The sequence below is a fragment of the Emticicia sp. 17c genome (assembly GCF_037153985.1).
Taxonomy (GTDB): domain Bacteria; phylum Bacteroidota; class Bacteroidia; order Cytophagales; family Spirosomataceae; genus Emticicia.
In genome coordinates, this window is sequence record NZ_JBBAYI010000002.1 from 477,369 (window position 1) to 498,459 (window position 21,091).

A 21,091-nucleotide genomic window follows, 5' to 3' on the forward strand; every position below is an offset into this window, starting at 1 on the left:
AGACTATAAGTTAGGTTTAATGCTCACTTTCAGGGCTTCTCCTGACTCCATCAAAGTAAATGCTTCCGTAATATTATCTAGTGGCAATACATGTGTCACGATTTTGTCGGCCGGAAAGTTCTTCTTTTGTACCAATGCCGTAGCTGCCTGAAAATCACTCATTTTTTCGGAGTAAGAGCCACTGATGCGTAATTCTTTGTAATGCAGATGATTGGTATTTAAAGTAGCAAACGGATTTGATTTAGGCAAGCCTCCGAAGTATTCTACCCTTCCGGCTTTTCCGGCAATTTCGAGGGCATCGGCTTGTGCCTGAGCTACACTAACAGCCACAATTACTACATCATAACCCAAGCCTTCGGTTAATGTCAGGGCTTGTTCCAGATGCGCCCCTTCTTTATCTACCTTTATTACATTATCAATATCAAACTGAGTAGCTTTCTCTAAACGCGCCTGCATAACATCATATATATCTACCTGTTGGGCCCCCTGAAACCTTGAAACCAATGCGTGCATCACTCCAATAGGCCCTGCGCCTATAATAGCCACTTTGTCTTTCAAACCTATTTCCAGCCGGCCTCTGCCATGTGCATTAATAACACAACCCAGTGGTTCTGCCAAGCTCAGGTATTCGGCGGGTAAGGTGTCGTCTACCTTAAATAATTGTTTTCTACGCACAGCCTTTGCCGGAACTTTCATGTAAGGAGCAAAGGCCCCATCGAGGTGATACGACATCGTTGTGCGATTCTGGCAGAGGTTCTCGCGGCCTGCTTTGCAATACCGGCACTCCCCGCACGACAACACAATGTACATCAAAACCCTGTCGCCCACTTTGATGTCTGTATCCGTACTTCTCGATTCTACCACTTTGCCACAGAACTCATGACCCAGAATACGGGGCGGAGTTATTTTCTTATCGCCATGCCTGTATGTTCTCAGGTCTGTTCCACAAACATTACAGGCTTCTATTTCCAATAATACTTCTCCTGCTTCCAGTTGGGGCATGGCTACTTCTTCTACAAGAATGGCCTCTTTACCATGATAAACTGCTGCTTTCACCGAATATATTTTTTTATTTTTATTAATTACTACGCCACAACTTGTCTATACAAGTTATGCCTTTACAAAGGTAACCAGCACCTAAGGTATAGACAAATGTTTTAAAATAAATTTTCATAAACTCCCTTCACGTATAACCTGATTTATAAAAAAAGGTGATAAAATTCTGGTTTATTCGATAAAAATTTGGGGTTGCATAGGTTAGTATTATCATTTTTTCAATAGTTTTGAAAAATATAGCATAACAAACATATAAAAACCTAAATATCTATACACTCATGAGTAACTCCCTTTTTCGTAGGAAAGATGTTAGCAAGGCATTACAAGAAGCCAAAAATGGCAATGAAAGCCATTCGCTAGCCCGTATTCTTGGCGTAAGAGACCTCACTATGCTCGGCATTGCTGCCATTATTGGTGCAGGTATTTTCAGCACCATTGGTCTGGCTAGTTTTAACGGAGGCCCTGCGGTATCACTCCTATTTGTTTTTGTTGCAGTTGCTTGTGTTTTTACAGCTTTAAGCTATGCTCAGTTTGCTTCTATGGTACCCGTAAGCGGGAGTGCCTATACTTATGCGTATGTATCGTTTGGTGAAGTATTAGCTTGGATTATCGGTTGGGCACTTATTCTTGAATATGCAGTTTCAAATATGGTGGTGGCCATTTCGTGGTCAAGCTATTTTGTTTCCATGCTTGAGGGCTTCGGTATTCATTTCCCTACATGGCTTGCCATTGATTATACTTCTGCTAAAGAAGCCTTTGAAACAGTTCAGGTAGGCAAAGGCGAAATCACAGAAGGCACCAGAACTTTAGCTAAAGCCTTTCAGGATGCGCCCGATTTAGGTTTTATTAAAATCATATTTAACTTGCCCGCAGGGCTTATTACAGTGCTTATCACCAGCTTATGCTATATAGGCATTAAAGAGTCACGAAATGCAGGTAATTTTCTGGTAGGGCTAAAATTAGGTGTTATTCTGTTAGTGATTGTGGCAGGTGTTTTTTACATAAAACCAGCTAACTGGTCGCCATTTGCGCCTAATGGTGTCGAAGGTGTGCTGAGTGGGGTAGCCTCTGTTTTCTTTGCTTTTATTGGTTTTGATTCTATTTCTACAACGGCCGAAGAAGCTAAAAATCCGCAACGCGATTTACCAAGAGCCATGCTCTTATGTTTGCTTATCTGTACGGTACTTTATGTATTGATTACTACCGTACTAACAGGCATGGTTCCATATACCGAACTTAACGTAGCCGACCCTCTGGCCTATGTATTCTCGAAAGTAGGTTTCGACTTCGTAGCGGGTGTTATCTCGGTCAGTGCCGTAGTGGCTATTACAAGTGCGCTGCTTGCTTATCAGATAGGCCAACCACGTATCTGGATGACCATGAGCCGCGACGGGCTGCTAGGAAAGAAATTCGGAGAAATACACCCTAAATTCAAAACACCTGGTTTTGCTACCATTATTACAGGTATACTGGTGGCGGTTCCGTCTTTATTCTTCAAAATGAGTTTCTTCGTTGACCTAACCAGCGTAGGTACCTTCTTTGCTTTTATTCTGGTTTGTGCTGGCGTTTTATATCTGGATACCAAAGGCATGAGCAAAGATGCCAAATTTAAAATTCCGTATATTAATGCCAAATACCTGACAGGCATTTTGTTGCTGGTAGCCTTATATTTTACTTACTCGGAAGGAGAGGTGATAAAACACCTCGAAAACCGCCCTTTACTTGTTGTATTCTGGCTAGTGTGGTTAGCTCTGACGGGTTTGAGCTTCATGTATAACTTCTCGTTGTTACCTGTACTGGGTATCCTGACCAACCTGTATTTAATGACCGAACTAGGCTGGTCAAACTGGCGTATGTTCATTATCTGGATGATACTGGGCTTGGTTATCTATTTTGCTTATGGGTATCAGAACAGTAAACTAGCCAAAGAATAGTATGCACTGGATTGATAAACTGGCTTGGATACGAATCGAAAACAAAAAAATTTTAAGTACTCGAAGCAAAGGCAAAGATACGTACTACTTTCCGGGTGGAAAACGTGAAGCTGGTGAGACCGACGAAAAAGCCCTTATACGTGAGATAAAAGAAGAACTAACCGTTGATTTAATACCGGAATCTTTACGGTTTTTCGGAAAATTTGAAGCTCAGGCACATGGGCATCAGGCAGGAACAAAGGTTATAATGACCTGCTATATGGCTGATTATGAAGGAGTATTAACCCCAAATGCCGAGATTGAGGAAATAGCATGGCTGAACTATCAGGACAAGGAGAGGTCGTCGGCTGTTGACCAAATCATTTTCGATTATTTAAAACAATCCGATTTAGTTATTTAATTTACTCATTAATAACCCCTAACCTAAACAACCTTTGGCAAATTTTAAGAAAGAAATCCGTTTATACGATGCTGTCATGCTCGTGTCGGGGTCTATGATAGGCTCTGGTATTTTCATTGTAAGTTCTGATGTGGCTAAAGAAGTGGGCGCATCGGGCTGGCTATTAGTATCGTGGATAATAGCAGGTGTACTTACAATGGTGGGTGCTTTGTGCTACGGCGAACTAACCGCCATGTTTCCGCATGCCGGAGGCCAGTATGTATTTTTACAAAAGGCTTATGGCAGGCTTACGGGTTTTTTGTATGGGTGGTCGTTCTTTGCTGTTATCCAGACCGGCACCATTGCTGCTGTTGCAGTTGCTTTTGCCACGTATAGCGGCGTACTTTTTCCTGATTATATCAGCGACAAACACGAGTTCTTTTCAATAGGCGACACCTCGTTTAAACTAACATCTCAGCGGCTTTTAGCCATTGCCAGTATTATTATTCTTACTTATTCTAATACAAGAGGAGTAAAAGAAGGTAAAATTATCCAGAATATTTTCAGCACTACCAAGCTGATTGCTATTGCCCTTTTAATCATTCTGGGTTTTATTCTGGGGTCGAACGCCGATGTTATTTCTCAGAATTTCTCTAATATGTTTGATGCCTCAAGTACCAAAGAAATCAATGGCCAATGGGTAACTACGGCTATTGGTGGGTTCGGCATTATTCTGGCACTTGGAGTAACTCAGGTGGGAACTTTGTTTTCGAGCGATTCATGGAATGGATTAACCTTTGCTGGCGACGAAGTGGTTGAACCCAAAAAAACTATTCCAAGAGGCTTAGCCATAGGCACATTGGTAGTAACGGTGTTATATTTATTGATGAATGTAGCCTATTTATGTATACTGCCCCTTAAAGGTGACCCTAACGGTACCGATGTACTAAGCCGAGGCATACAATTTGCCAGCGAAAAAAGAGTAGCTGCTGCCGCTGCCACACTTATTGGCGGGCAAGGGTTTTCAATTGTTGTTGCGCTCATGATTATGGTATCTACTTTTGGGTGTAATAACGGGCTGATTCTGTCGGGGTCGAGAGTTTATTATACTATGGCTAAAGATGGCTTATTCTTCAAAAATTTTGGCAAATTATCAGAAAACGGCGTGCCTAAAAATGCACTCTGGTGGCAATGTTTATGGGCTTGTTTCTTGTGCCTGACAGGTAAATATGGCGACCTGCTCGATTACCTCATGAATGTGGTTATTCTGTTTTATGCCTTTACTATTTACGGTATTTTTATTTTACGCCGTAAAATGCCTGAAGCCGAACGCCCCATTAAAGCACCGGGCTACCCTATTATACCTATGTTATATGTGATTGCTACGTCTGTTATTGTACTGATATTAATTAAAGAAAAACCAGAATTTACATTGCCCGGCTTAATTATTGTAGCTATTGGCGTGCCAGTTTATTTATGGTTTAACAAAAAGAAATAAAGCATTTGAAATAATGCCCAACGCTCTTTCTTTTAAATCAGGAAAGAGCGTTTTTTATTACTATGAGAAAAATAGTTTTTTTCGATACCGAAACCACAGGGTTGCCTTATAACTATAATGCCCCTTTTACTTATGTGCAGAACTGGCCCCGAATGGTTCAGCTAGCTTTTCTTGAATATCATGAAAATGGTACATTAGCAGCCAGACACAATTATATTATCAAACCGGAAGGATACACCATTCCACCAGAGGCAACCCAGATTCATCGGATTACCACCCAGCAGGCTTTAACCGAAGGGCATGATTTAAGCCAGATACTTACTTTGTTTCAGCGGGTTATAACCGAGTCGGCTATTCTAATTGCACATAACTTTGAGTTTGATAAAGCCATTGTGGGTGCAGAATTTGTAAGAAAAAAAATGGACGTGCAGCCCCTTGCAAGCAAACGCAGCTTTTGCACCATGAAAGATAAAAACATTATTAATTTTTGCAGAATACCCGGCAAATACGGCTATAAATGGCCCACACTCGACGAATTACACTATAAATTGTTTCAGGAGCATATTACTGAAGCACACGATGCCAGTATTGATATTGAGTCAACCGCGCGGTGCTTCTGGGAACTACTAAAAAGAAGAATAATATAAATAAATAAGGGGCGAAATACTTCACCCCTTAAGTTTAGGCATATACATTTAACGCAGATGTTACTTCGCGCACGCCCAGCATCATCATATTCGACAAATGCGTAGATACGTTCTCGGCAAAGCCCGCTAGTTGTGTCAGGTCGGCACCCCATAAATCATTATTCGACAATACCTTTGTTACTACGCCATTGGCTGTGTTTTCCTGCCAAAGCTGGTAAAAATATTGGGCAGCATCACATTGTATAGGGTAAAAGGCATCACCTTTTTGCCCATAATATTTACCATTTTCTTCTTTTACTGCTTTCATAAACAACAAATAAGCAGCAAAGCCTCTGGCAAAATATTGTGGTACGGTGTTAAACTCTTTATAATAATTCAGTAACAGAGGAATATTTCTCATGCGCATCTTCATCGTATACTGAAGCGTAATACTTATCCACTGGTGTTCCAGATAAGGGTTACGGAAGCGGTCTAGCACTTCTCTGCCATAACGCTGGCATACTTTTGCTTCTATTTTATACGGTATTGCCGGAACAACCTCGGTAGTCATCAGTATTGTAATGAACTTCTCCATTAGTTCATCTGCTAATGCTTCTTTTACTGTTTCAAAGCCTGACAGATACGCAATACCACACATCAGGGTATGAGTGCCATTCAGCATACGGAGTTTGAGTTCACGATACTGTTCAATATTTTTTTCGATTTTCACGCCGCTATCAGCCTCATGAAACGACAGTATTTCTTTCACTCTCTCGTCGCCCTCGATGGCCCACAGGCGATACACCTCCGCAATGGTTGAGAGTTCGTCAGTATAGCCCAGTTTATCTTCCAGTTCTTTTAGTTTTTCGCCTCTTAGTTTACCCGGCACAATTCTGTCAACCAATGAGTTGCAGAAGTTATTCTCCTGTTTTACCCAGTTTACAAATGCCTCTGGCAACTGATTAAAAGCACACAATTGTAATACAATTTCTTTCAGTTTATCACCATTGCCCACAATCAGTTCGGTCGGAATAATAACAACACCCGACAAGCCCGCCTGAAATCTTTCATATAGCCATGCCGTTAATTTGGCAGGGAAAGAAGCCGGAGGTGTTTGGGTAATGCTTTCTTCTACGTATTGTAAACCTACTTCGGTAGTATTAGAAATAACAATGCTAATGGCCGGATTACTGGCTGTTGCCAGAATGTCGTTCCATTGGCTTTGCGCAGACAGCACACGGCTGATAGCCGCCGAAACAATGTTTTCCTCTTTAGGAAGACCTTTATCGATACCCCGTACACAAATGGTGTAGAGGTTATCCTGTTCAGCAAAAGCATCGGCACCGCCAGTGTCGGTCGATTTAACTACAACAATTCTACCATTAAATATGCCTTGTTTATTTGCTTTATCGATAAAATAATCACATAAACCGCGCAGTAAAACACCTGTGCCAAACTGTAAGACTTTTTCGGGAAGTTGCGTTAAAGAGGGGTCAGAAAGTAAAGATTTATTAAGTTTCATTAAAGGTTAACGTAAAATAGATTGAATAGAACAAAAATAGAGAATACCGAAACGCTTATCAACTAATATTCCATTTAATTCTAATACTTTTTTGCGATACTGCAATTTCATCAGGCTTTTATACGTTGCTGTATGTCTTTATTTTCCTTTTATCAAGTTCAGATTTTGCGAAAATCATTAAAACTGATAATTTCGTCCATAAATAAACCGAAAAAATAAAGAATGGAACAAATTTTAACAACCGCAGCGTTGACAAGTATCGTAAGTCTTACCCTTTTGGAAATAGTACTGGGGGTCGACAACATCATATTTGTATCTATTATTTCATCAAAATTACCTAAGCAAGAACAGAAAAAAGCTCGTCGCATAGGCTTACTGATGGCTATGCTTATACGCATTGCTCTGCTTTTTGCTTTGGGCTGGATTCTGGGCTTAGAGAAAGAACTATTTAACCTGAAAGATATTGGCTTGCCTCTCGAAATAGGCTTTAGCGGCAAAGATATTATATTGTTGGTAGGGGGTATTTTCTTATTATATAAGTCTACCTCTGAAATACACCAGAAACTGGAAGGCCATGAAGAAAACGTATCGGGCAGAAAAACTGCATCGAAACTTTCAAAAGCTGTTTTTGATATTGCTATCATTAACTTGGTTTTCTCTATCGACTCTATTATTACCGCCATTGGTATGACCGACAACATCATTGTGATGGCTATATCGGTTGTATTATCAACTATTGCCATGCTTCTGTTTGCTGGTAGTGTGGGCGAATTTGTAGAGAAACACCCTACCGTAAAAATGCTCGCGCTGGCGTTTCTGGTAATGATTGGTACCTTGCTGATAGCCGAAGCCTTTAAAGTACACGTACCTAAAGGATATATTTACTTTGCAATGGCGTTCTCGTTCTTGGTAGAAATCCTGAATATCAGAATGCGTAAAAAATCTCAGCCTGTCGATTTGCACGATGAGATAAAATAACCTTAAATCTTCATAGGGGAAATGATTATACATTATCTTTGTATAATCATTTCCCCTGAATATATCCTGATGCAAGGCTTCATGAAACTATTATCCTGGCTTTATACAGCTTGGTGTCTTTTTTGGCTAGTACTTATTTTCTTCTTGCTATATCCTATTGTTTTTATCAGTTTACAAAAAGAAGAATGGAAAATTGTTGCTCACCACTGTAACCGTATATGGGGTAAGACATTCTTTTTGCTGGCCGGAATGCCTCTGAAGATTACCTATGAAGCCAAACTCGACCCTAAAAAGGCGTATGTGTTCTGTGCCAATCATTTCAGCTATCTGGACATCGCCCTGATGGGTACCATCATCAGAAACTACTTTGCTTTTCTGGGCAAAAGCTCGGTTAAGAAAGTACCTTTGTTTGGGTATATGTTTACACAACTACACATTCAGGTTGACAGAAGCGATAAATCGAGCAGAACAAAGGCCCTTAAACGGGCTATTAAGGCACTCAAAGCAGGGCGAAGCATTATGATATTTCCAGAGGGGGGGATTCACTCAACGGATTTTCCGCAGATGGTACAGCCTTTTAAAGACGGGGCGTTCTCGATGGCTATCGAGAATCAAGTACCTATTGTACCTATCTCATTGGTAGATAATTATAAAATAATGCCCAACATACGAATGTCGTGGCACCCACTGCGGGTTATTTTTCATACACCTATTGAAACAACAGGCATGACAAAAGATAACCTTGCGGCACTAAAACAACAGGTTTATGAGGTAATTCAGCCAACACTAAATAAATATACCGACTAAGCACTCGTTGGTTTTAAGTATTAGCCCTAACTTTGCGGCATAGAAATAACCTGAAGCCATATAGGTTAATCCATTTTAAAGTGTAGTAATATATCCGTATGAAAATAGAACAACAAACTGTAAAGAAAATAGCCCATCTGGCAAGACTAGAACTGACCGAGCAGGAAGAAGTAAAAATGGTTGAGGATTTATCTAAAATTCTGGACTGGATGGACCAACTCAAGGAACTAGATACAACCGAAGTAGAACCGCTTACACACATGAGCGAAGAGGTAAATGTTTTCAGAGAGGATACCCCTAAAAATGAACTTACACGTGAACAGGCACTAAAAAATGCGCCTAAGCAGGATGGTGAGTATTTTCTGGTACCTAAGGTAATTGAATAATTACCCATGAACCTGATGGCGGGCTGCCCTGCCAAAACATAAAAGGCTAATGGCTAATAAATAATGGTAGAGGTCGATAGAGTCAATGAAGGTATTAGCCATAAAGCGTTTGTTATAAGTACCCATAACCACAGCTATAACAGCCAGTACAAGCCATACCCCTATTGCACGTTCTTTGCGGAACAACCCCCATACGCCTATCAGCAATACCAACGGAATGGCAACGGTCTGAATGGCATTTAGCACTTCTATTCTATCATAAATCCTGACGGCGGCAAAGGCCAAAAAGCCCAATAGCCCCACTACATAAGCAAATTTAATCGGAACGGGCTTTCTTAATACCAGAAAGAAACTGACAAAAACCAGACACAACGCCCCTACGGTTCCGGCCAGATGCTGAAAAAACTCCGATACCATCGTTGCTTCGGTAACACCCATAAAACGAGCCACCCCAAACATGGCAGCAACTGTAACGGATAATATAAAAGCCTCCCAGAGTAGGCAAGCAGCTAAATCTAACTTGAAGATATAACGAAAAAACACAAAAAAACCCGTTAGGGTAAGTATAGCATCAGAAACAGCATGGGAAAGTTCCATAAATTTAGTACAGCATAAAAGGTGGGAAAAATCGTTTCAAAAAAAAGGGAAGTATATGATATACTTCCCTAAGTTATATGTATCAGAAGCATAAACTCGCGGCGCCCAGTAGTCCGGCGTCATTTCCGAGGGTAGCTTTTTTTATCACTAGTGTTTTCATGTAGTAAGGCGTTAGCCAATACTCAAGTTGTTTGTTTATCGAAGGCATGATGTAATCGAACGAAGCCGATAAACCACCGCCTATCAGAATAGTTGTGATGTCGAGGATTCTAATCATCGCCACAAGGCCACTACCTAGCATTTCGCCTACTTCATCAAATATTTTTTGTGCCAGTTCGTCTCCTTCAGCAGCAGCGGCTACAAGGCCCGTAGTCGAAATAGTTCCGTCAGCTGGCAGTTGAGTTTTACCCGAAAAGCCTTTTCTCATGGTATTTGCGAGGTCGAGCAATTCGTTTTTACCTATATTACGCTCCAACACCTTACCATGTTTTGATGGGATATGCCCCGGTTCCATGGCATTACCGCCACCACCTTTAAATACTTGTTTATCAATAATGGCTGCCCCGCCAATACCGGTTCCTAGTGTAACCATGATGTAATCTTCGGGAATATCGCCTTCGCCGAAATAGTACTCTCCTAAAGCTGCGGCATTTGCATCGTTCTCAAGGAAAAAATCATGATTAGGAAAACGTTCTTTTAAATCAGGAATGATAGTAATACCATTGATTTCAGGAATAGCCGTAATTTCAATGAGGGTTGAGCGGTCTCTTGTGATAAGCCCCGGAACACCTATACCTACCTTCTGAATATTTTTGTTTTCGAGTAATTGGATAGCTATTGCGTCGCCCAGACGGTCTACAAAATGCCCTGATTTACGCCAACTTGCAGTATCGTGACTATAAAAATTAGAAAGTTTACCTGTTTCTGCTTCTACAATGCCCATTTTGACATTGGTACCGCCTATATCAATTCCCAAATATTCAGTTGCCATTTATTATAGTTTTGTTAATTTTATTCGGTAAATATATATAAAATCAATTTTTAAACAGGTTTTTTTATATTTCCCTCAAAATTAAAAATAAATATCACTCGAAGGCAATTTGTAGCAAGGAAATATTACATTTATTGCATTAAGTCTGCATTAAAGCCTTTTCGGGAGCCTCTACAAAGTCCATTTCAAACAGGTTTCCCAAATGAGTTTTCAGTTTGGTGGCTACTTCATCAATATCAACCAGATGCCCAAGTTCGAGAGCCATTGAGGTAACAGCTTTGTCGTCGATGCCACACGGAACAATGTTACTGAAATAGTTCAGGTCTGTATTCACATTCAGGGCAAAGCCGTGCATGGTTACCCACCGGCTCGACTTCACACCCATTGCACATATCTTTCTGGGGTTGTTTTGCGCCAGATGGTCAATCCAGACACCCGTTAAGCCTTCTATACGGCCAGCTTCGATATTATAGTCGGCTAAGGTCAGAATAATAGCTTCTTCCAGCAAGCGCATATAACGGTGTATATCTGTAAAGAAATTCTCGAGGTCCAGAATCGGGTAGCCAACCAATTGCCCCGGGCCATGATACGTAATATCTCCGCCACGGTTTATTTTATAAAACTTTGCTCCTTTTGTTTGTAGCCCTTCTTCGTTCAGCAACAGGTTTTCTATTTTGCCACTTTTGCCGAGGGTATATACGTGTGGGTGCTGGCAAAAGAGCAGATAATTGTGGGTTGGATGCTGGCTTTCCGGCGCAAAATTTCGGTTTTGAACTTTAATATCGATTATTTCAGCAAAAAGTTTTTCCTGAAAATCCCAGCCATACTGGTAGTCAATTAATTCTAAATTAATAAACCTTACCTTTTTATTAATAATATTATTCATCAGTTTCGTAACTTTGTGGCATGAATACAGGTGCAAATGTAATAATTCGGGTAGGTACAATTGCCGAGTGTGTAGCCGTTTCGAGGCAAATTCCAGAGTTTTCAAGCAATCAGTATGATGAAAACATCTATCAGAACCGATTACTTAACACGAAATTTCTGATTTTAGTTGCCCTTCACAACGAAACTCCCGTAGGTTTTAAAGTGGGGTACCAGCGCAATGCCGACGGAAGTTTTTATAGCTGGATGGGAGGCGTTATACCCGCTTACCGCGAGTTAAAGATTGCACAGAAATTAGCCGATGTTCAGGAAAAATGGGTCTTACAGCAAGGCTTTCATGCCATTACACTAAAAACACGGAATCGATTTAAAGCGATGCTGGTTTTTTGTTTGAAAAATGGCTTCCTCATCGAAAATATTGAACCAAAAGAACAAATTGAAGATTATAGAATTATTCTTCGAAAAAAATTAACCAATCATTCATTTACCAACTGACAAAATGATATATCCTATTGTAGCCTACGGAGACGCTATCCTGCGCAAAGAAGCTCGTGACATTGAACCCGGCGAAATTGATGTAAAACAACTCGCCGAAGATATGTTCGAGACTATGTATGCAGCGGCAGGAGTGGGTTTGGCAGGCCCACAAATCGGGCTAGACCTTCGTATTTTTGTGGTAGATGGTACGCCCATCAATGAAAGTGCCGAAACAGAAGACGAATTTGACCCTTCTCTGGTAGATTTTAAGAAAGTGTTTATTAATGCAGAAATTCTGGAAGAAGAAGGCGATGAATGGGCTTACGAAGAAGGCTGTTTGAGTATTCCTGGAATCCGTGCAGATGTATACCGCCCCGAAAACGTTACTATTCGTTATTTTGATACCGACTGGAACGAACATACCGAAACCTACGATAGCATGGCAGCCCGCATTATTCAGCATGAGTATGACCATATCGATGGTATTTTGTTTACCGACCACCTTACTCCTTTGAAAAGACAAATGCTAAAGAAAAAACTGGCAAATATTACCAAAGGTGACGTTGACGTTGATTACCGGATGAAGTTCCCTAAATAATTTATTAGCTTTATTCATTACGCTGATATGGCCGAACAAAAATCTTCTCTTCATGATTTAAGCATTACGCTTATACAAACCAACCTGTATTGGGAGGATGTAACCGCTAATCTGGCTATGCTGGAAGAGAAGATTTTCAGCATTCAGGCCGCTACTGATTTAATTATATTGCCAGAAATGTTTACAACTGGCTTTACGATGAATCCGGCAAAACTTGCCGAGCCCATGAACTTGCACACCACCCGCTGGATGAAACAAATGGCCGCACAGACCGGAGCAGTAGTAACAGGCAGCGTGGTGATGAAAGAAAATAACAACTATTATAACCGCCTGTTATGGGTTAACCCCAACGGCGAAACAGATTATTATGATAAACGCCACTTGTTCAGAATGGGAAAAGAAAACCAAGTCTACACAGGTGGCTCACAACGCCTCATAAAAGAACTGAAAGGCTGGAAAATATGCCCGCTTATCTGTTATGATTTACGCTTCCCTGTCTGGAGCAGAAACTCGAATCTGGCTTATGACCTGCTGATTTATGTTGCTAACTGGCCGCAGGTCAGGATGTACCCGTGGGACTCGCTTCTGGTAGCACGTGCCATCGAAAACCAAAGCTACGTTATAGGTGTAAACAGAACCGGCACTGATGGCAACAACGTAGCACACGCAGGGCACTCGGCAGTTATTGACTTTACAGGGAAAGTGCTTTTTCGTGAAATAGACCACGAAGTGATTCACCAGCATACACTCGACAAAAAAGCCTTAACCGATTTCCGCGAGAAATTTCCTGCTTATCTGGATGCCGATACTTTTCAGGTATCTTAATCAGACTGTTTGCAACACAGGCGTTGTATTTTTTGCGGCAAACTTTAGTTTATATTTCTTCAAAATTCTTGCTGCAATTACCCCTATCAGTACACCGGGTAAAACCCATGTCAGTACAAATACAAAGGTAGGCGTACCATCTGGCAAATATCTTGGTACAATGTTTACACAGAAGGCTGTTAGTGCGGCCGAGTAAGCACCCATCATTTTACCTCCATGCCCTAAAAACCAGTGCATTTTTTGGGGTTGCTGATACCCCAGATATATTTTCAAGTCAGCGTAGGCATTCACCAGACACACAATACCGAAAATAACAAACAAAATAGCCATACCGCTCAATGCCTTAGGGTGCATAAAACCATAAACCGAATAGCCCAGCATAATTATTCCGCAAAGCCCTACTCCCCAAGCCGCTACCCAGTCGACCAAAGCAGGAACAATAGCCTTTTTCATGCTTAAAATACGTTTGCCCGAAAAGTTAGGATAAAAACTCACGATACCGATAGTCAGGAAAAACTGATATTTTAACTGAGTTGGGTAAATGACAAAAAATATAATGGTTGTTACAAAAACGCCTAACATAGCCCAGTAAAAAACACGCCCCGAAAAATTGTGTACTTTTTTCCCTTTTTGAGCTATCATAGCTACCAAGCCTGATACTAAAGACAGAAAACCACAAATAACGTGTATAACCAGAAAGAAATTAAAAATTAGCTTTTCCATAATTCGGCAGGTTTAGAAAATAAATAAGCAATAAGTAACAGATAAAGTAGTTTGTCAGAAAGCCATTAAGCCTATGGCAATAACCTTGTTTTCGTTTACATCAAACATACATTGGTCAAAACTAGGTGGCCCCATTAGCATTGTTACGTTCGAAAAACCAAAAGGCTCGGCGGGCATTTCGCCGTTCATATCTAACTGTTTGTTATCGTTTAGGTCCTGATACAAAACAATGGCATATTTGCCTTCTAACAAGCCCTCAAATTTTAATGAAACTTCGCCTTCTTTAGTAACTTCTGCGATGGCCGATTTAACACCACCACCTCTCGGAAAACTATTGGCATCGTTCGTAATAGAAGCATATATTTTACCCTGACGCTGCTGAATACCTTTAATGACTACCGTAACGGTATACTTGTTTTGTGCAAAAGAAAAGGTTGAGATAAAACCTAAAATAACGGCTACTGCAATTGACTTGATGAATGTTTTCATTGTTACGAGTGATTTATGTGTTATTTGTTCGATGACACAAATGTATAAACACCCACCCATAGCAAACAAATGAAAGGGCTGTGTATCAAGCCTTTGGGATATTTGACAACGCTTTGGGAAGAATAGCAGGTTTCAGGGGAGATTGACAAACCTGTTTTATTTGCCTGATGTGGTAGTTTTAAGTTTCTCGACTACGTCGGAATATTTGCGGGCAACGGGAACGGTCATCTGGATGGTTTCCAGATGCAGTTTATAGCCCTGTGCATTGCCAGTTACTTTTTCAACTTTTGGCAGGTTAACAATATATGACCTATGGCACCGTATTATATCGCTTGAGTTAATCTGGCTTTCCAGACGTGTCAGGCTACTTCTGATTAAATCTTTTTGCAGCGTGTTGTTTCTATAATAAAATACAGTAGAATAATTATCTGAAGATTCGATGAAATACAACTCGTCGGCGGTTAAGTCGATTATGTCTTTTTCATTTTCGGCAACAAGTGTAAACCGTTGAGGTTTGTTTTCTTCTTTTGTTTCTGGCGCAGGATTCTGCTGTATCAGAATGGTTTGGTTATATTTTTTAAGCTGATAAATATAATTAGACATCACGCCAAACGATATAGGAATAAAACCTATAATGGTAACAATAAAAAACATGACTATAAAGCCGAGAAGCGAAAGCGGCACGTACCTGAAAAACAGCTTGGAGTAAAACATATTGGCGCATGTTATAAGCAAGAGCAGAATCAGGATATCGGCTATTTCTTTCCAGACTACCCATTTTTGCTCATTATAAATGCGTGGGAAAAGCCGCGGGAGTACCAATCGGTTAATGCTTGTACATATACTCACTATCAGGCCAAAACCTGTAAGCACCCATGTTTTATGCGGGTGCTGCCACTCGGCAAGACCAAAAGGCTGAAAAATGATAAAGAATAAAGCTACACCAGCCCCTTCAATCAGGCTTTTACGTAAACTTGTGCCTATTGATTTATGCGGAAAAGGATAAGGCTGCTTTAGTATCTGAAGCATTAATGGAAACTACTAATAATTTTATCAATGAATTCCTGCATTACAGGAGGGTAAGCCAGCACTACAAATATAACGCCCCATATAGCACCCCAGAAGTGCGCCGTATGACCGATATTATCATATTGTTTTTCGGACATAAATCTGGAATATGCCAGATATAACAACCCGAATATCCAGGCTGGAATAATAGGCGGAATAGGAAAAACTCCCATTTTAGCAGTAGGGTTAAACATAATATAACCAAACACTACCGACGACACACCACCCGACGCCCCTAGCGCATTATAACCCGAATAATTTTTCTTACTGAATGTATCAGAAATATTGGCAACTATAATGCCTAGTAAATAAAGAAGAATATAATAGAAAGTGCCTTTATCACCTAGTCTCATCAGGAAATATCTTTCAAGACCCTGCCCAAAAAGGTATAAACTGAACATATTAAAGAATAAATGCGCGTAGTCGGCGTGTAAAAAACCCGACGAAAGCATACGCCACCACTCATTATTTTTATGAATAATGTATGGGTTCAGAATATACTGGTTTCTGAGGCGTGTGTTGTCAAACGCTATAATGCTTATAATGGCAGTAATGATGATAATAATTACGGTTACAGACATATCTTTTTATTTTTCGCGGTCAATCAGCAGTTCTACTAACTCTAGTAAAGGTTGTTTTCTTGTATCGGGGGCATCTAGTTTCTGGAGGCCTGCCAAACCCCTGTTAAAAAATTCATTCATTCTGGTTTCGGCTATTTCTTTTATTCCCAGTTTATTATAAATAGCCGTTATTGCTTTTACTTTTTCGTTTTTATCAAAGTCTTTTACTGAAAGCCAGTATGCCAGTTCTTTTTCTTCTGGCTGGCCTTTTGCCTGCTCGATGGCTTCTATGAGTAAAAGTGTTTTTTTGTTCTCAATAATATCTCCGCCAACCTGTTTACCAAATTTTTCGGGGTCGCCGTATACATCCAGAATATCATCTTTCAACTGGAAGCCTATGCCCACGTTTGTACCTATTTCATAAAGCAGGTTGATGTTTTCCTGACCAGCACGGGCTATTATTCCGCCTAATTCTAACGAAAAACCCAATAACACAGAGGTTTTCAGGCGAATCATATTTATATACTCGGCCTCTGTAACTACATTGCCCGATGCAAAGTTCATATCCAGCTGCTGCCCTTCGCATACCTCGGCGGCCGTGCGGTTAAATCTTTTAATGACCTGTTTAAAGATATCGTCTTCAACGGCTGTCATTAGCTCATAGGCACATACCAGCATTACATCGCCCGAAAGAATGGCAATGTTTTCGTTCCATTTTTTATGAACAGTTGGTTTGCCACGACGTATCGGCGATTTGTCCATGATATCGTCGTGCATTAATGTGAAGTTATGAAATACCTCTACCCCTAAAGAGGGCTTTACAGCCCTTTGCCAGTTGTCCGAAAAGATATTTGCAGCCATAAGTGTTAAAAGTGGGCGCATTCTCTTTCCTCCGAGCGACATCAGGTAGCTGATTGGCTCATATAATTCGACCGGACTTTCGCCATATTCAGTACGGGTAATTTCTTGTTCAATTGCTTCCAGAAAAACTGCTAAAGACATCAGATAATGTTCAAGTGAATAACAAAATAAATAGAACTTGGCAAAACTACCAAGTTCTATGCACATATAACCAGAATATTTCTTTTCAGGTACCTGAATCAGGCTTTACCCAAGTATTTCTGCACTACTTTCACGATAGTATCTTTTACAAAGGGCTTGGTAATGTAATCGTCCATTCCGGCTTCCAGACACTTTTCTTTTTCGCCTTTTACTGTTCCGGCAGTAAGTGCCACAATAGGTACGTGGCTCTTATTGTTTTCTATACCTCTGATAGCCAGCGTAGCTTCATAGCCATTCATTTCTGGCATTTGCATATCCATAAAAATAATATCGGGTGGGTCATTGCTGAAAATATCAACGGCTATTTTTCCGTTTTCAGCTTCTAGTATTCGCCCATTCGGAAATATCGACTTAAAAATGGTACGGGCAAAAAGCATATTCACCTTGTTATCTTCTACAACTAGAATCGTCAGGAATCTTTCATCAACATATTGTTTAGGTTTAGGTTCTTCAACCTTCTGGTTTTCTGATATAACCTTAGAGGCAATCTTCGACATGGCCTCATATACCTGCTGGCTGATAACAGGCTTTACCAAACGCTGCCCTATCTGCAATTTCTCTGCTTCGGTATTGATATACTCGTGTGCGTGCGAGCTATACAGCATAATTACAGGCAGCTTATCAACGCTGAATCTGGGTTTCTGCCGCAGCAGTCGTACAGTATCAAGCCCATCCAGATAAGGCATGTGGTAGTCTGTAATCAGTAAATCAAATTTTTCTCCTTTATTCAGAATATTTAGTACTTCCTGCCCATTTTCTACTTCTTCATAAGCGATGTTTCGGAGCTTAAGCATATTTTTCAGTAGCTCACGGTTGGTTTTGTTGTCGTCGGCGATTAATACCCGTTTAAATACTTCAAGGTTTTTCCATTCATCGGCCTCACCTGTTTCGGTTTTCAGCGTAAGGTCAAAATAAAATTTAGTACCTACATTTACTTCGCTTTGTACGCGCAACCTGCTGTTCATTAAAGCAAGTAGCTTGTTAGAGATGGTTAACCCCAGCCCCGTACCGCCAAACTTTCGTGTTGTTGAGGAATCTTCCTGCGAAAAAGCCTGAAATATTTTTTCCTGATTTTTTGGGGCAATGCCTATTCCTGTATCTTTTACCGAAAACCTGAATGTGTTCTGGGTGGTTTGAACATCGGCCAGCATTTCAATTTTTAACTCTATCTCTCCTACCTCCGTAAATTTTACAGCGTTGCTGAGCAAGTTTACCAGAATTTGTTTAAGCCTGACCACATCAACCCATATATATTTGGGCACACTAGGCGAAATATTAAGTATCACTTCCAGATTCTTCTGACTGGCCTGAAATGTAATAATATCGGCTACCTGACTCATTAACTCGTAAATATTTGCTTTTTCGACAATAATTTCGAGTTTACCGGCTTCAATTTTCGAGAAATCCAGAATATCGTTAATAATATCTAGCAAGGTATTGGCCGACTGAAATACTGTTGACATATACTGCTGTTGTGTACTATCCAGTTTGGTTTTCATGAGTAAATCGGTAAAACCAATAACGCCGTTTAGAGGTGTTCTGATTTCGTGGCTCATATTTGCCAGAAATTCCGACTTCGCTTTAGCTCCTTCCTCGGCTTCGCGGCGTGCTTTCTGGAATGAATACACAAATCGGTGCGATAAAATGAGGGTCTCGAACAGAATAAAACCAAAATACCCAAAAAACAGGTAAAACGACGAGGGCTGTATGAAAGCAAAATAACCCAGAATATTCAAGGTTACTGCAATGCCAATAGATGACATACTCAGCATGGCAAAAACCGACCCTTTACGTTTATGAATAAGTGCAACCAGTGCCATATAAAAATTATAGGCAACAAAAAACAGTATGATAAAGAAAAAGAGTTGCGAAATATAAGAGATAATATAAATAGGTGCTACCACCAAAACAGCCATATAAAACAGGCTTATGTAACCTATGATTTTAACAATTCTGCTCTGGCTGGAATAAAGCGACCTAACGAAACGGGTAAACAGATAGATACAGAAAAATATCGTAAAATACTCCAGAAAAAATGAAATGCGGAATGGAATATCAGGAAAAACCTGATGCAAATAATAAATCTTATCAACTCCTACTAATCTGTATATATATATCAGGCAGTATAACGCAAAATAGATAATGGCTTTGTCTTTCTGGCCGAGAAAATACAATCCAAAAAATATCAGCGACACCATCAGTAAAATTCCGGTCAGGATTAAAGTAATAAAAAGCTCGCTATTCCAGAAACTCTCTATATACTGATTACTACCCATAAGAATAGCCTGCGAGAAACCACCACGATAATGGTCGAAATTAGCTACCTGCAAAACCAGCCTGAGGGTGTCTGACTGAGGCAGGTATAGTTTCTTAATCGGAAGCCAATGGGGTTTATAGGTTTCTTTGGTAGTGGCAACAATTCCGTTATGAGCAAATTCCTGCCCGTTAATCCAGAGTTTATAACTTGAGTAAGGAGCCGGAATAAAAAAGGAAATCTGAGGGTTATTCTTGTGGTCAATATAAACTGTTAAAGCATAGGTTGCATAACCAAAGGCTTTAAAAGGCTCGTTTAGTTGCTTGTGCTTGTTCCAGACTTCAGTAAAAGGAACATAATAATCGGGCTTGAGAGTATCGTTAAGTGCTTGTGGGGATAATAATTTATGCCAGTAAAAAGCCCATTCGCCTGATAACTCAATATGGTTTTTGTTTTCAATGAAGCTGATGTGCCGTAGGTCTACGTGTCCGCCTTTAAAGTTCTGCGCATGAGTAATGGCAGGAAATATCAGAAAAAGTAACCCTGACCACAAAAGAGACAATCGTGAGAAGGTTTTCCATACACGGTGGGTAATATATCTGTGCAGGTGTTTGATATACATATCTAATCTCAGCCGTTACCAGCCGAATAACTTGTATAGTATTGCCAATAAATTTGTGGTTCGCTTTTATGTAAAAGATAGCCGGCAAGTAGCGTATCTTCCGAAAAACACAAACTTTATATTGGTTATACCGAGTAAGAAATAAATTTGGCCTTTATGATAAATATAGTAGCAACAAATGTGCCTAATGAGCAGATAATTTAATGAAAATCTGAAGTTTTATATGAAGGCTATTATTAAAAGGCTCAAAGAAATTATCAAGCGGTAGCGAAAAGCCACATTTTGTTAATAATGGCGCAACCTATAAAACCGAGCGAGTTCTTTTTTAATGTTGATGGCTGTGGCAAGCACGTTTGTGCCAATACCAGTTAAGCCCATAAGCCGATGCCATCAGCAAGCCTCCGCTTACATTAAAAAATACTTCGTAGCTACCTGAAACAAAAAATATACCGATTACATTAAAAACCACTGCCAAACACAGCAGCATAAGCGGCAGAGGGTTGCGGTGATTTTTGTAGTCTTTTAATAGTAAGTAAATGGCTAAACCCGCACTAACTCCTATAAGAATTACCTCCGAACGCTCGCTAATGGCGTTTCTGCTAATGTAGGGCAACGAAGTAAGTATGAATGGCATAGCCAGACAGTGGATGGTACAGAGTATAGAGAGCCACAGACCTACTTTATTGAGATTATGATAATGAGTGAATATTTTTCGCATAAACAACGGAAATTGTGTCACCGAAACAGTGCTACA

22 protein-coding genes are annotated in these 21,091 nt (G+C 40.2%); 10 read left to right on the plus strand and 12 right to left on the minus strand.

Going from position 1 to position 21,091, the window contains the following annotated elements:
* Positions 1-3 precede the first annotated feature (3 nt).
* On the minus strand, positions 4-1,056 hold the full coding sequence (locus WAA15_RS06545; protein ID WP_337041867.1) for an alcohol dehydrogenase catalytic domain-containing protein: 1,053 nt from the start codon (positions 1,054-1,056) through the stop codon (positions 4-6).
* Positions 1,057-1,334: 278 nt separating this feature from the next.
* Between WAA15_RS06545 and WAA15_RS06550 the strand changes: the two genes are divergently transcribed.
* From WAA15_RS06550 to WAA15_RS06565, 4 genes are all read left to right on the plus strand, one after another.
* Positions 1,335-2,990 (plus strand): amino acid permease, encoded by a 1,656-nt coding sequence (locus tag WAA15_RS06550; RefSeq protein ID WP_337041869.1) that lies wholly within the window; start codon positions 1,335-1,337, stop codon positions 2,988-2,990.
* Between the two features lies 1 nt (position 2,991).
* The gene (locus tag WAA15_RS06555) at positions 2,992-3,390 is read left to right on the plus strand and encodes an NUDIX hydrolase (protein WP_337041871.1); all 399 of its coding nucleotides are present in this window, start codon (positions 2,992-2,994) and stop codon (positions 3,388-3,390) included.
* Positions 3,391-3,424: 34 nt separating this feature from the next.
* On the plus strand, positions 3,425-4,867 hold the full coding sequence (locus tag WAA15_RS06560; protein WP_337041873.1) for an APC family permease: 1,443 nt from the start codon (positions 3,425-3,427) through the stop codon (positions 4,865-4,867).
* Between the two features lie 62 nt (positions 4,868-4,929).
* Positions 4,930-5,514, plus strand: coding sequence for a 3'-5' exonuclease (locus tag WAA15_RS06565; protein WP_337041874.1), 585 nt, complete (start codon positions 4,930-4,932; stop codon positions 5,512-5,514).
* Positions 5,515-5,548: 34 nt separating this feature from the next.
* On the opposite strand, the gene WAA15_RS06570 is transcribed toward WAA15_RS06565, so the two are convergent.
* On the minus strand, positions 5,549-7,015 hold the full coding sequence (locus WAA15_RS06570; RefSeq protein ID WP_337041876.1) for a tagaturonate reductase: 1,467 nt from the start codon (positions 7,013-7,015) through the stop codon (positions 5,549-5,551).
* Positions 7,016-7,237: 222 nt separating this feature from the next.
* Here WAA15_RS06570 and WAA15_RS06575 point away from each other — a divergent pair, with 222 nt between their 5' ends.
* From WAA15_RS06575 to gatC, 3 genes are all read left to right on the plus strand, one after another.
* The gene (locus WAA15_RS06575; RefSeq protein WP_337041877.1) at positions 7,238-7,993 is read left to right on the plus strand and encodes a TerC family protein; all 756 of its coding nucleotides are present in this window, start codon (positions 7,238-7,240) and stop codon (positions 7,991-7,993) included.
* An 81-nt stretch (positions 7,994-8,074) separates the two neighbouring features.
* The gene (locus WAA15_RS06580; protein WP_337041879.1) at positions 8,075-8,800 is read left to right on the plus strand and encodes a lysophospholipid acyltransferase family protein; all 726 of its coding nucleotides are present in this window, start codon (positions 8,075-8,077) and stop codon (positions 8,798-8,800) included.
* Positions 8,801-8,898: 98 nt separating this feature from the next.
* The gene (gene gatC / locus WAA15_RS06585; RefSeq protein ID WP_337041880.1) at positions 8,899-9,186 is read left to right on the plus strand and encodes an Asp-tRNA(Asn)/Glu-tRNA(Gln) amidotransferase subunit GatC; all 288 of its coding nucleotides are present in this window, start codon (positions 8,899-8,901) and stop codon (positions 9,184-9,186) included.
* On the opposite strand, the gene WAA15_RS06590 is transcribed toward gatC, so the two are convergent.
* The 3 genes from WAA15_RS06590 to lipB form a co-directional block, all read right to left on the minus strand.
* Positions 9,187-9,783: a DUF6962 family protein gene (locus tag WAA15_RS06590; RefSeq protein ID WP_337041882.1), complete on the minus strand. Its 597-nt coding sequence runs from the start codon at positions 9,781-9,783 to the stop codon at positions 9,187-9,189.
* Positions 9,784-9,865: 82 nt separating this feature from the next.
* Positions 9,866-10,774, minus strand: a complete 909-nt coding sequence (locus WAA15_RS06595; protein WP_337041884.1) for an ROK family protein — start codon at positions 10,772-10,774, stop codon at positions 9,866-9,868.
* A gap of 139 nt (positions 10,775-10,913) precedes the next feature.
* Positions 10,914-11,660 (minus strand): lipoyl(octanoyl) transferase LipB, encoded by a 747-nt coding sequence (gene lipB, locus WAA15_RS06600; RefSeq protein WP_337041886.1) that lies wholly within the window; start codon positions 11,658-11,660, stop codon positions 10,914-10,916.
* A gap of 20 nt (positions 11,661-11,680) precedes the next feature.
* On the opposite strand from lipB, the gene WAA15_RS06605 reads away from it, so the two are divergent.
* The 3 genes from WAA15_RS06605 to WAA15_RS06615 are packed head-to-tail and all read left to right on the plus strand — an operon-like array spanning position 11,681 to position 13,559.
* A complete protein-coding gene (locus WAA15_RS06605) occupies positions 11,681-12,154 on the plus strand; it encodes a GNAT family N-acetyltransferase (protein WP_337041888.1) in 474 nt (157 codons plus the stop codon).
* A 4-nt stretch (positions 12,155-12,158) separates the two neighbouring features.
* Positions 12,159-12,734 carry a peptide deformylase gene (def, locus tag WAA15_RS06610; protein WP_337041890.1) on the plus strand — a complete coding sequence of 192 codons (576 nt, stop codon included), beginning with the start codon at positions 12,159-12,161 and terminating at the stop codon, positions 12,732-12,734.
* Between the two features lie 27 nt (positions 12,735-12,761).
* On the plus strand, positions 12,762-13,559 hold the full coding sequence (locus WAA15_RS06615) for an amidohydrolase (RefSeq protein WP_337041891.1): 798 nt from the start codon (positions 12,762-12,764) through the stop codon (positions 13,557-13,559).
* Here WAA15_RS06615 and WAA15_RS06620 read toward each other — a convergent pair whose 3' ends face one another.
* The 7 genes from WAA15_RS06620 to WAA15_RS06650 all read right to left on the minus strand — a co-directional run bounded on the left by WAA15_RS06620 (position 13,560) and on the right by WAA15_RS06650 (position 21,055).
* Complete coding sequence (locus tag WAA15_RS06620) at positions 13,560-14,282, minus strand: hypothetical protein (RefSeq protein WP_337041893.1); 723 nt, start codon at positions 14,280-14,282, stop codon at positions 13,560-13,562.
* Between the two features lie 54 nt (positions 14,283-14,336).
* Complete coding sequence (locus tag WAA15_RS06625) at positions 14,337-14,771, minus strand: DUF2141 domain-containing protein (protein ID WP_337041894.1); 435 nt, start codon at positions 14,769-14,771, stop codon at positions 14,337-14,339.
* A gap of 156 nt (positions 14,772-14,927) precedes the next feature.
* Positions 14,928-15,800, minus strand: a complete 873-nt coding sequence (locus WAA15_RS06630; RefSeq protein ID WP_337041896.1) for a LytR/AlgR family response regulator transcription factor — start codon at positions 15,798-15,800, stop codon at positions 14,928-14,930.
* Positions 15,800-16,420 carry a rhomboid family intramembrane serine protease gene (locus WAA15_RS06635; RefSeq protein ID WP_337041897.1) on the minus strand — a complete coding sequence of 207 codons (621 nt, stop codon included), beginning with the start codon at positions 16,418-16,420 and terminating at the stop codon, positions 15,800-15,802. Before WAA15_RS06635 ends, WAA15_RS06630 begins: the two co-directional genes overlap by 1 nt.
* A 6-nt stretch (positions 16,421-16,426) precedes the next feature.
* Positions 16,427-17,401 carry a polyprenyl synthetase family protein gene (locus WAA15_RS06640; protein WP_337041899.1) on the minus strand — a complete coding sequence of 325 codons (975 nt, stop codon included), beginning with the start codon at positions 17,399-17,401 and terminating at the stop codon, positions 16,427-16,429.
* 98 nt (positions 17,402-17,499) lie between these two features.
* The gene (locus WAA15_RS06645; RefSeq protein WP_337041901.1) at positions 17,500-20,337 is read right to left on the minus strand and encodes a response regulator; all 2,838 of its coding nucleotides are present in this window, start codon (positions 20,335-20,337) and stop codon (positions 17,500-17,502) included.
* A 325-nt stretch (positions 20,338-20,662) separates the two neighbouring features.
* Entirely contained in the window at positions 20,663-21,055 is a 393-nt protein-coding gene (locus tag WAA15_RS06650) for a MerC domain-containing protein (protein WP_337041903.1), read from the minus strand.
* Between the last annotated feature and the right edge of the window lie 36 nt (positions 21,056-21,091).

Bases quoted from the DNA above. Each gene is read 5' to 3' on its own strand.
- WAA15_RS06590 (WP_337041882.1), bottom strand. From the start codon at position 9,783: ATGGAACTTTCCCATGCTGTTTCTGATGCTATACTTACCCTAACGGGT.
- WAA15_RS06570 (WP_337041876.1), bottom strand. From the start codon at position 7,015: ATGAAACTTAATAAATCTTTACTTTCTGACCCCTCTTTAACGCAACTT.
- WAA15_RS06615 (WP_337041891.1), top strand. From the start codon at position 12,762: ATGGCCGAACAAAAATCTTCTCTTCATGATTTAAGCATTACGCTTATA.
- lipB (WP_337041886.1), bottom strand. From the start codon at position 11,660: ATGAATAATATTATTAATAAAAAGGTAAGGTTTATTAATTTAGAATTA.
- WAA15_RS06650 (WP_337041903.1), bottom strand. From the start codon at position 21,055: ATGCGAAAAATATTCACTCATTATCATAATCTCAATAAAGTAGGTCTG.
- WAA15_RS06575 (WP_337041877.1), top strand. From the start codon at position 7,238: ATGGAACAAATTTTAACAACCGCAGCGTTGACAAGTATCGTAAGTCTT.
- WAA15_RS06580 (WP_337041879.1), top strand. From the start codon at position 8,075: ATGAAACTATTATCCTGGCTTTATACAGCTTGGTGTCTTTTTTGGCTA.
- WAA15_RS06625 (WP_337041894.1), bottom strand. From the start codon at position 14,771: ATGAAAACATTCATCAAGTCAATTGCAGTAGCCGTTATTTTAGGTTTT.
- WAA15_RS06550 (WP_337041869.1), top strand. From the start codon at position 1,335: ATGAGTAACTCCCTTTTTCGTAGGAAAGATGTTAGCAAGGCATTACAA.
- WAA15_RS06640 (WP_337041899.1), bottom strand. From the start codon at position 17,401: ATGTCTTTAGCAGTTTTTCTGGAAGCAATTGAACAAGAAATTACCCGT.
- WAA15_RS06605 (WP_337041888.1), top strand. From the start codon at position 11,681: ATGAATACAGGTGCAAATGTAATAATTCGGGTAGGTACAATTGCCGAG.
- WAA15_RS06595 (WP_337041884.1), bottom strand. From the start codon at position 10,774: ATGGCAACTGAATATTTGGGAATTGATATAGGCGGTACCAATGTCAAA.
- WAA15_RS06555 (WP_337041871.1), top strand. From the start codon at position 2,992: ATGCACTGGATTGATAAACTGGCTTGGATACGAATCGAAAACAAAAAA.
- WAA15_RS06620 (WP_337041893.1), bottom strand. From the start codon at position 14,282: ATGGAAAAGCTAATTTTTAATTTCTTTCTGGTTATACACGTTATTTGT.
- gatC (WP_337041880.1), top strand. From the start codon at position 8,899: ATGAAAATAGAACAACAAACTGTAAAGAAAATAGCCCATCTGGCAAGA.
- WAA15_RS06630 (WP_337041896.1), bottom strand. From the start codon at position 15,800: ATGCTTCAGATACTAAAGCAGCCTTATCCTTTTCCGCATAAATCAATA.
- def (WP_337041890.1), top strand. From the start codon at position 12,159: ATGATATATCCTATTGTAGCCTACGGAGACGCTATCCTGCGCAAAGAA.
- WAA15_RS06645 (WP_337041901.1), bottom strand. From the start codon at position 20,337: ATGTATATCAAACACCTGCACAGATATATTACCCACCGTGTATGGAAA.
- WAA15_RS06635 (WP_337041897.1), bottom strand. From the start codon at position 16,420: ATGTCTGTAACCGTAATTATTATCATCATTACTGCCATTATAAGCATT.
- WAA15_RS06565 (WP_337041874.1), top strand. From the start codon at position 4,930: ATGAGAAAAATAGTTTTTTTCGATACCGAAACCACAGGGTTGCCTTAT.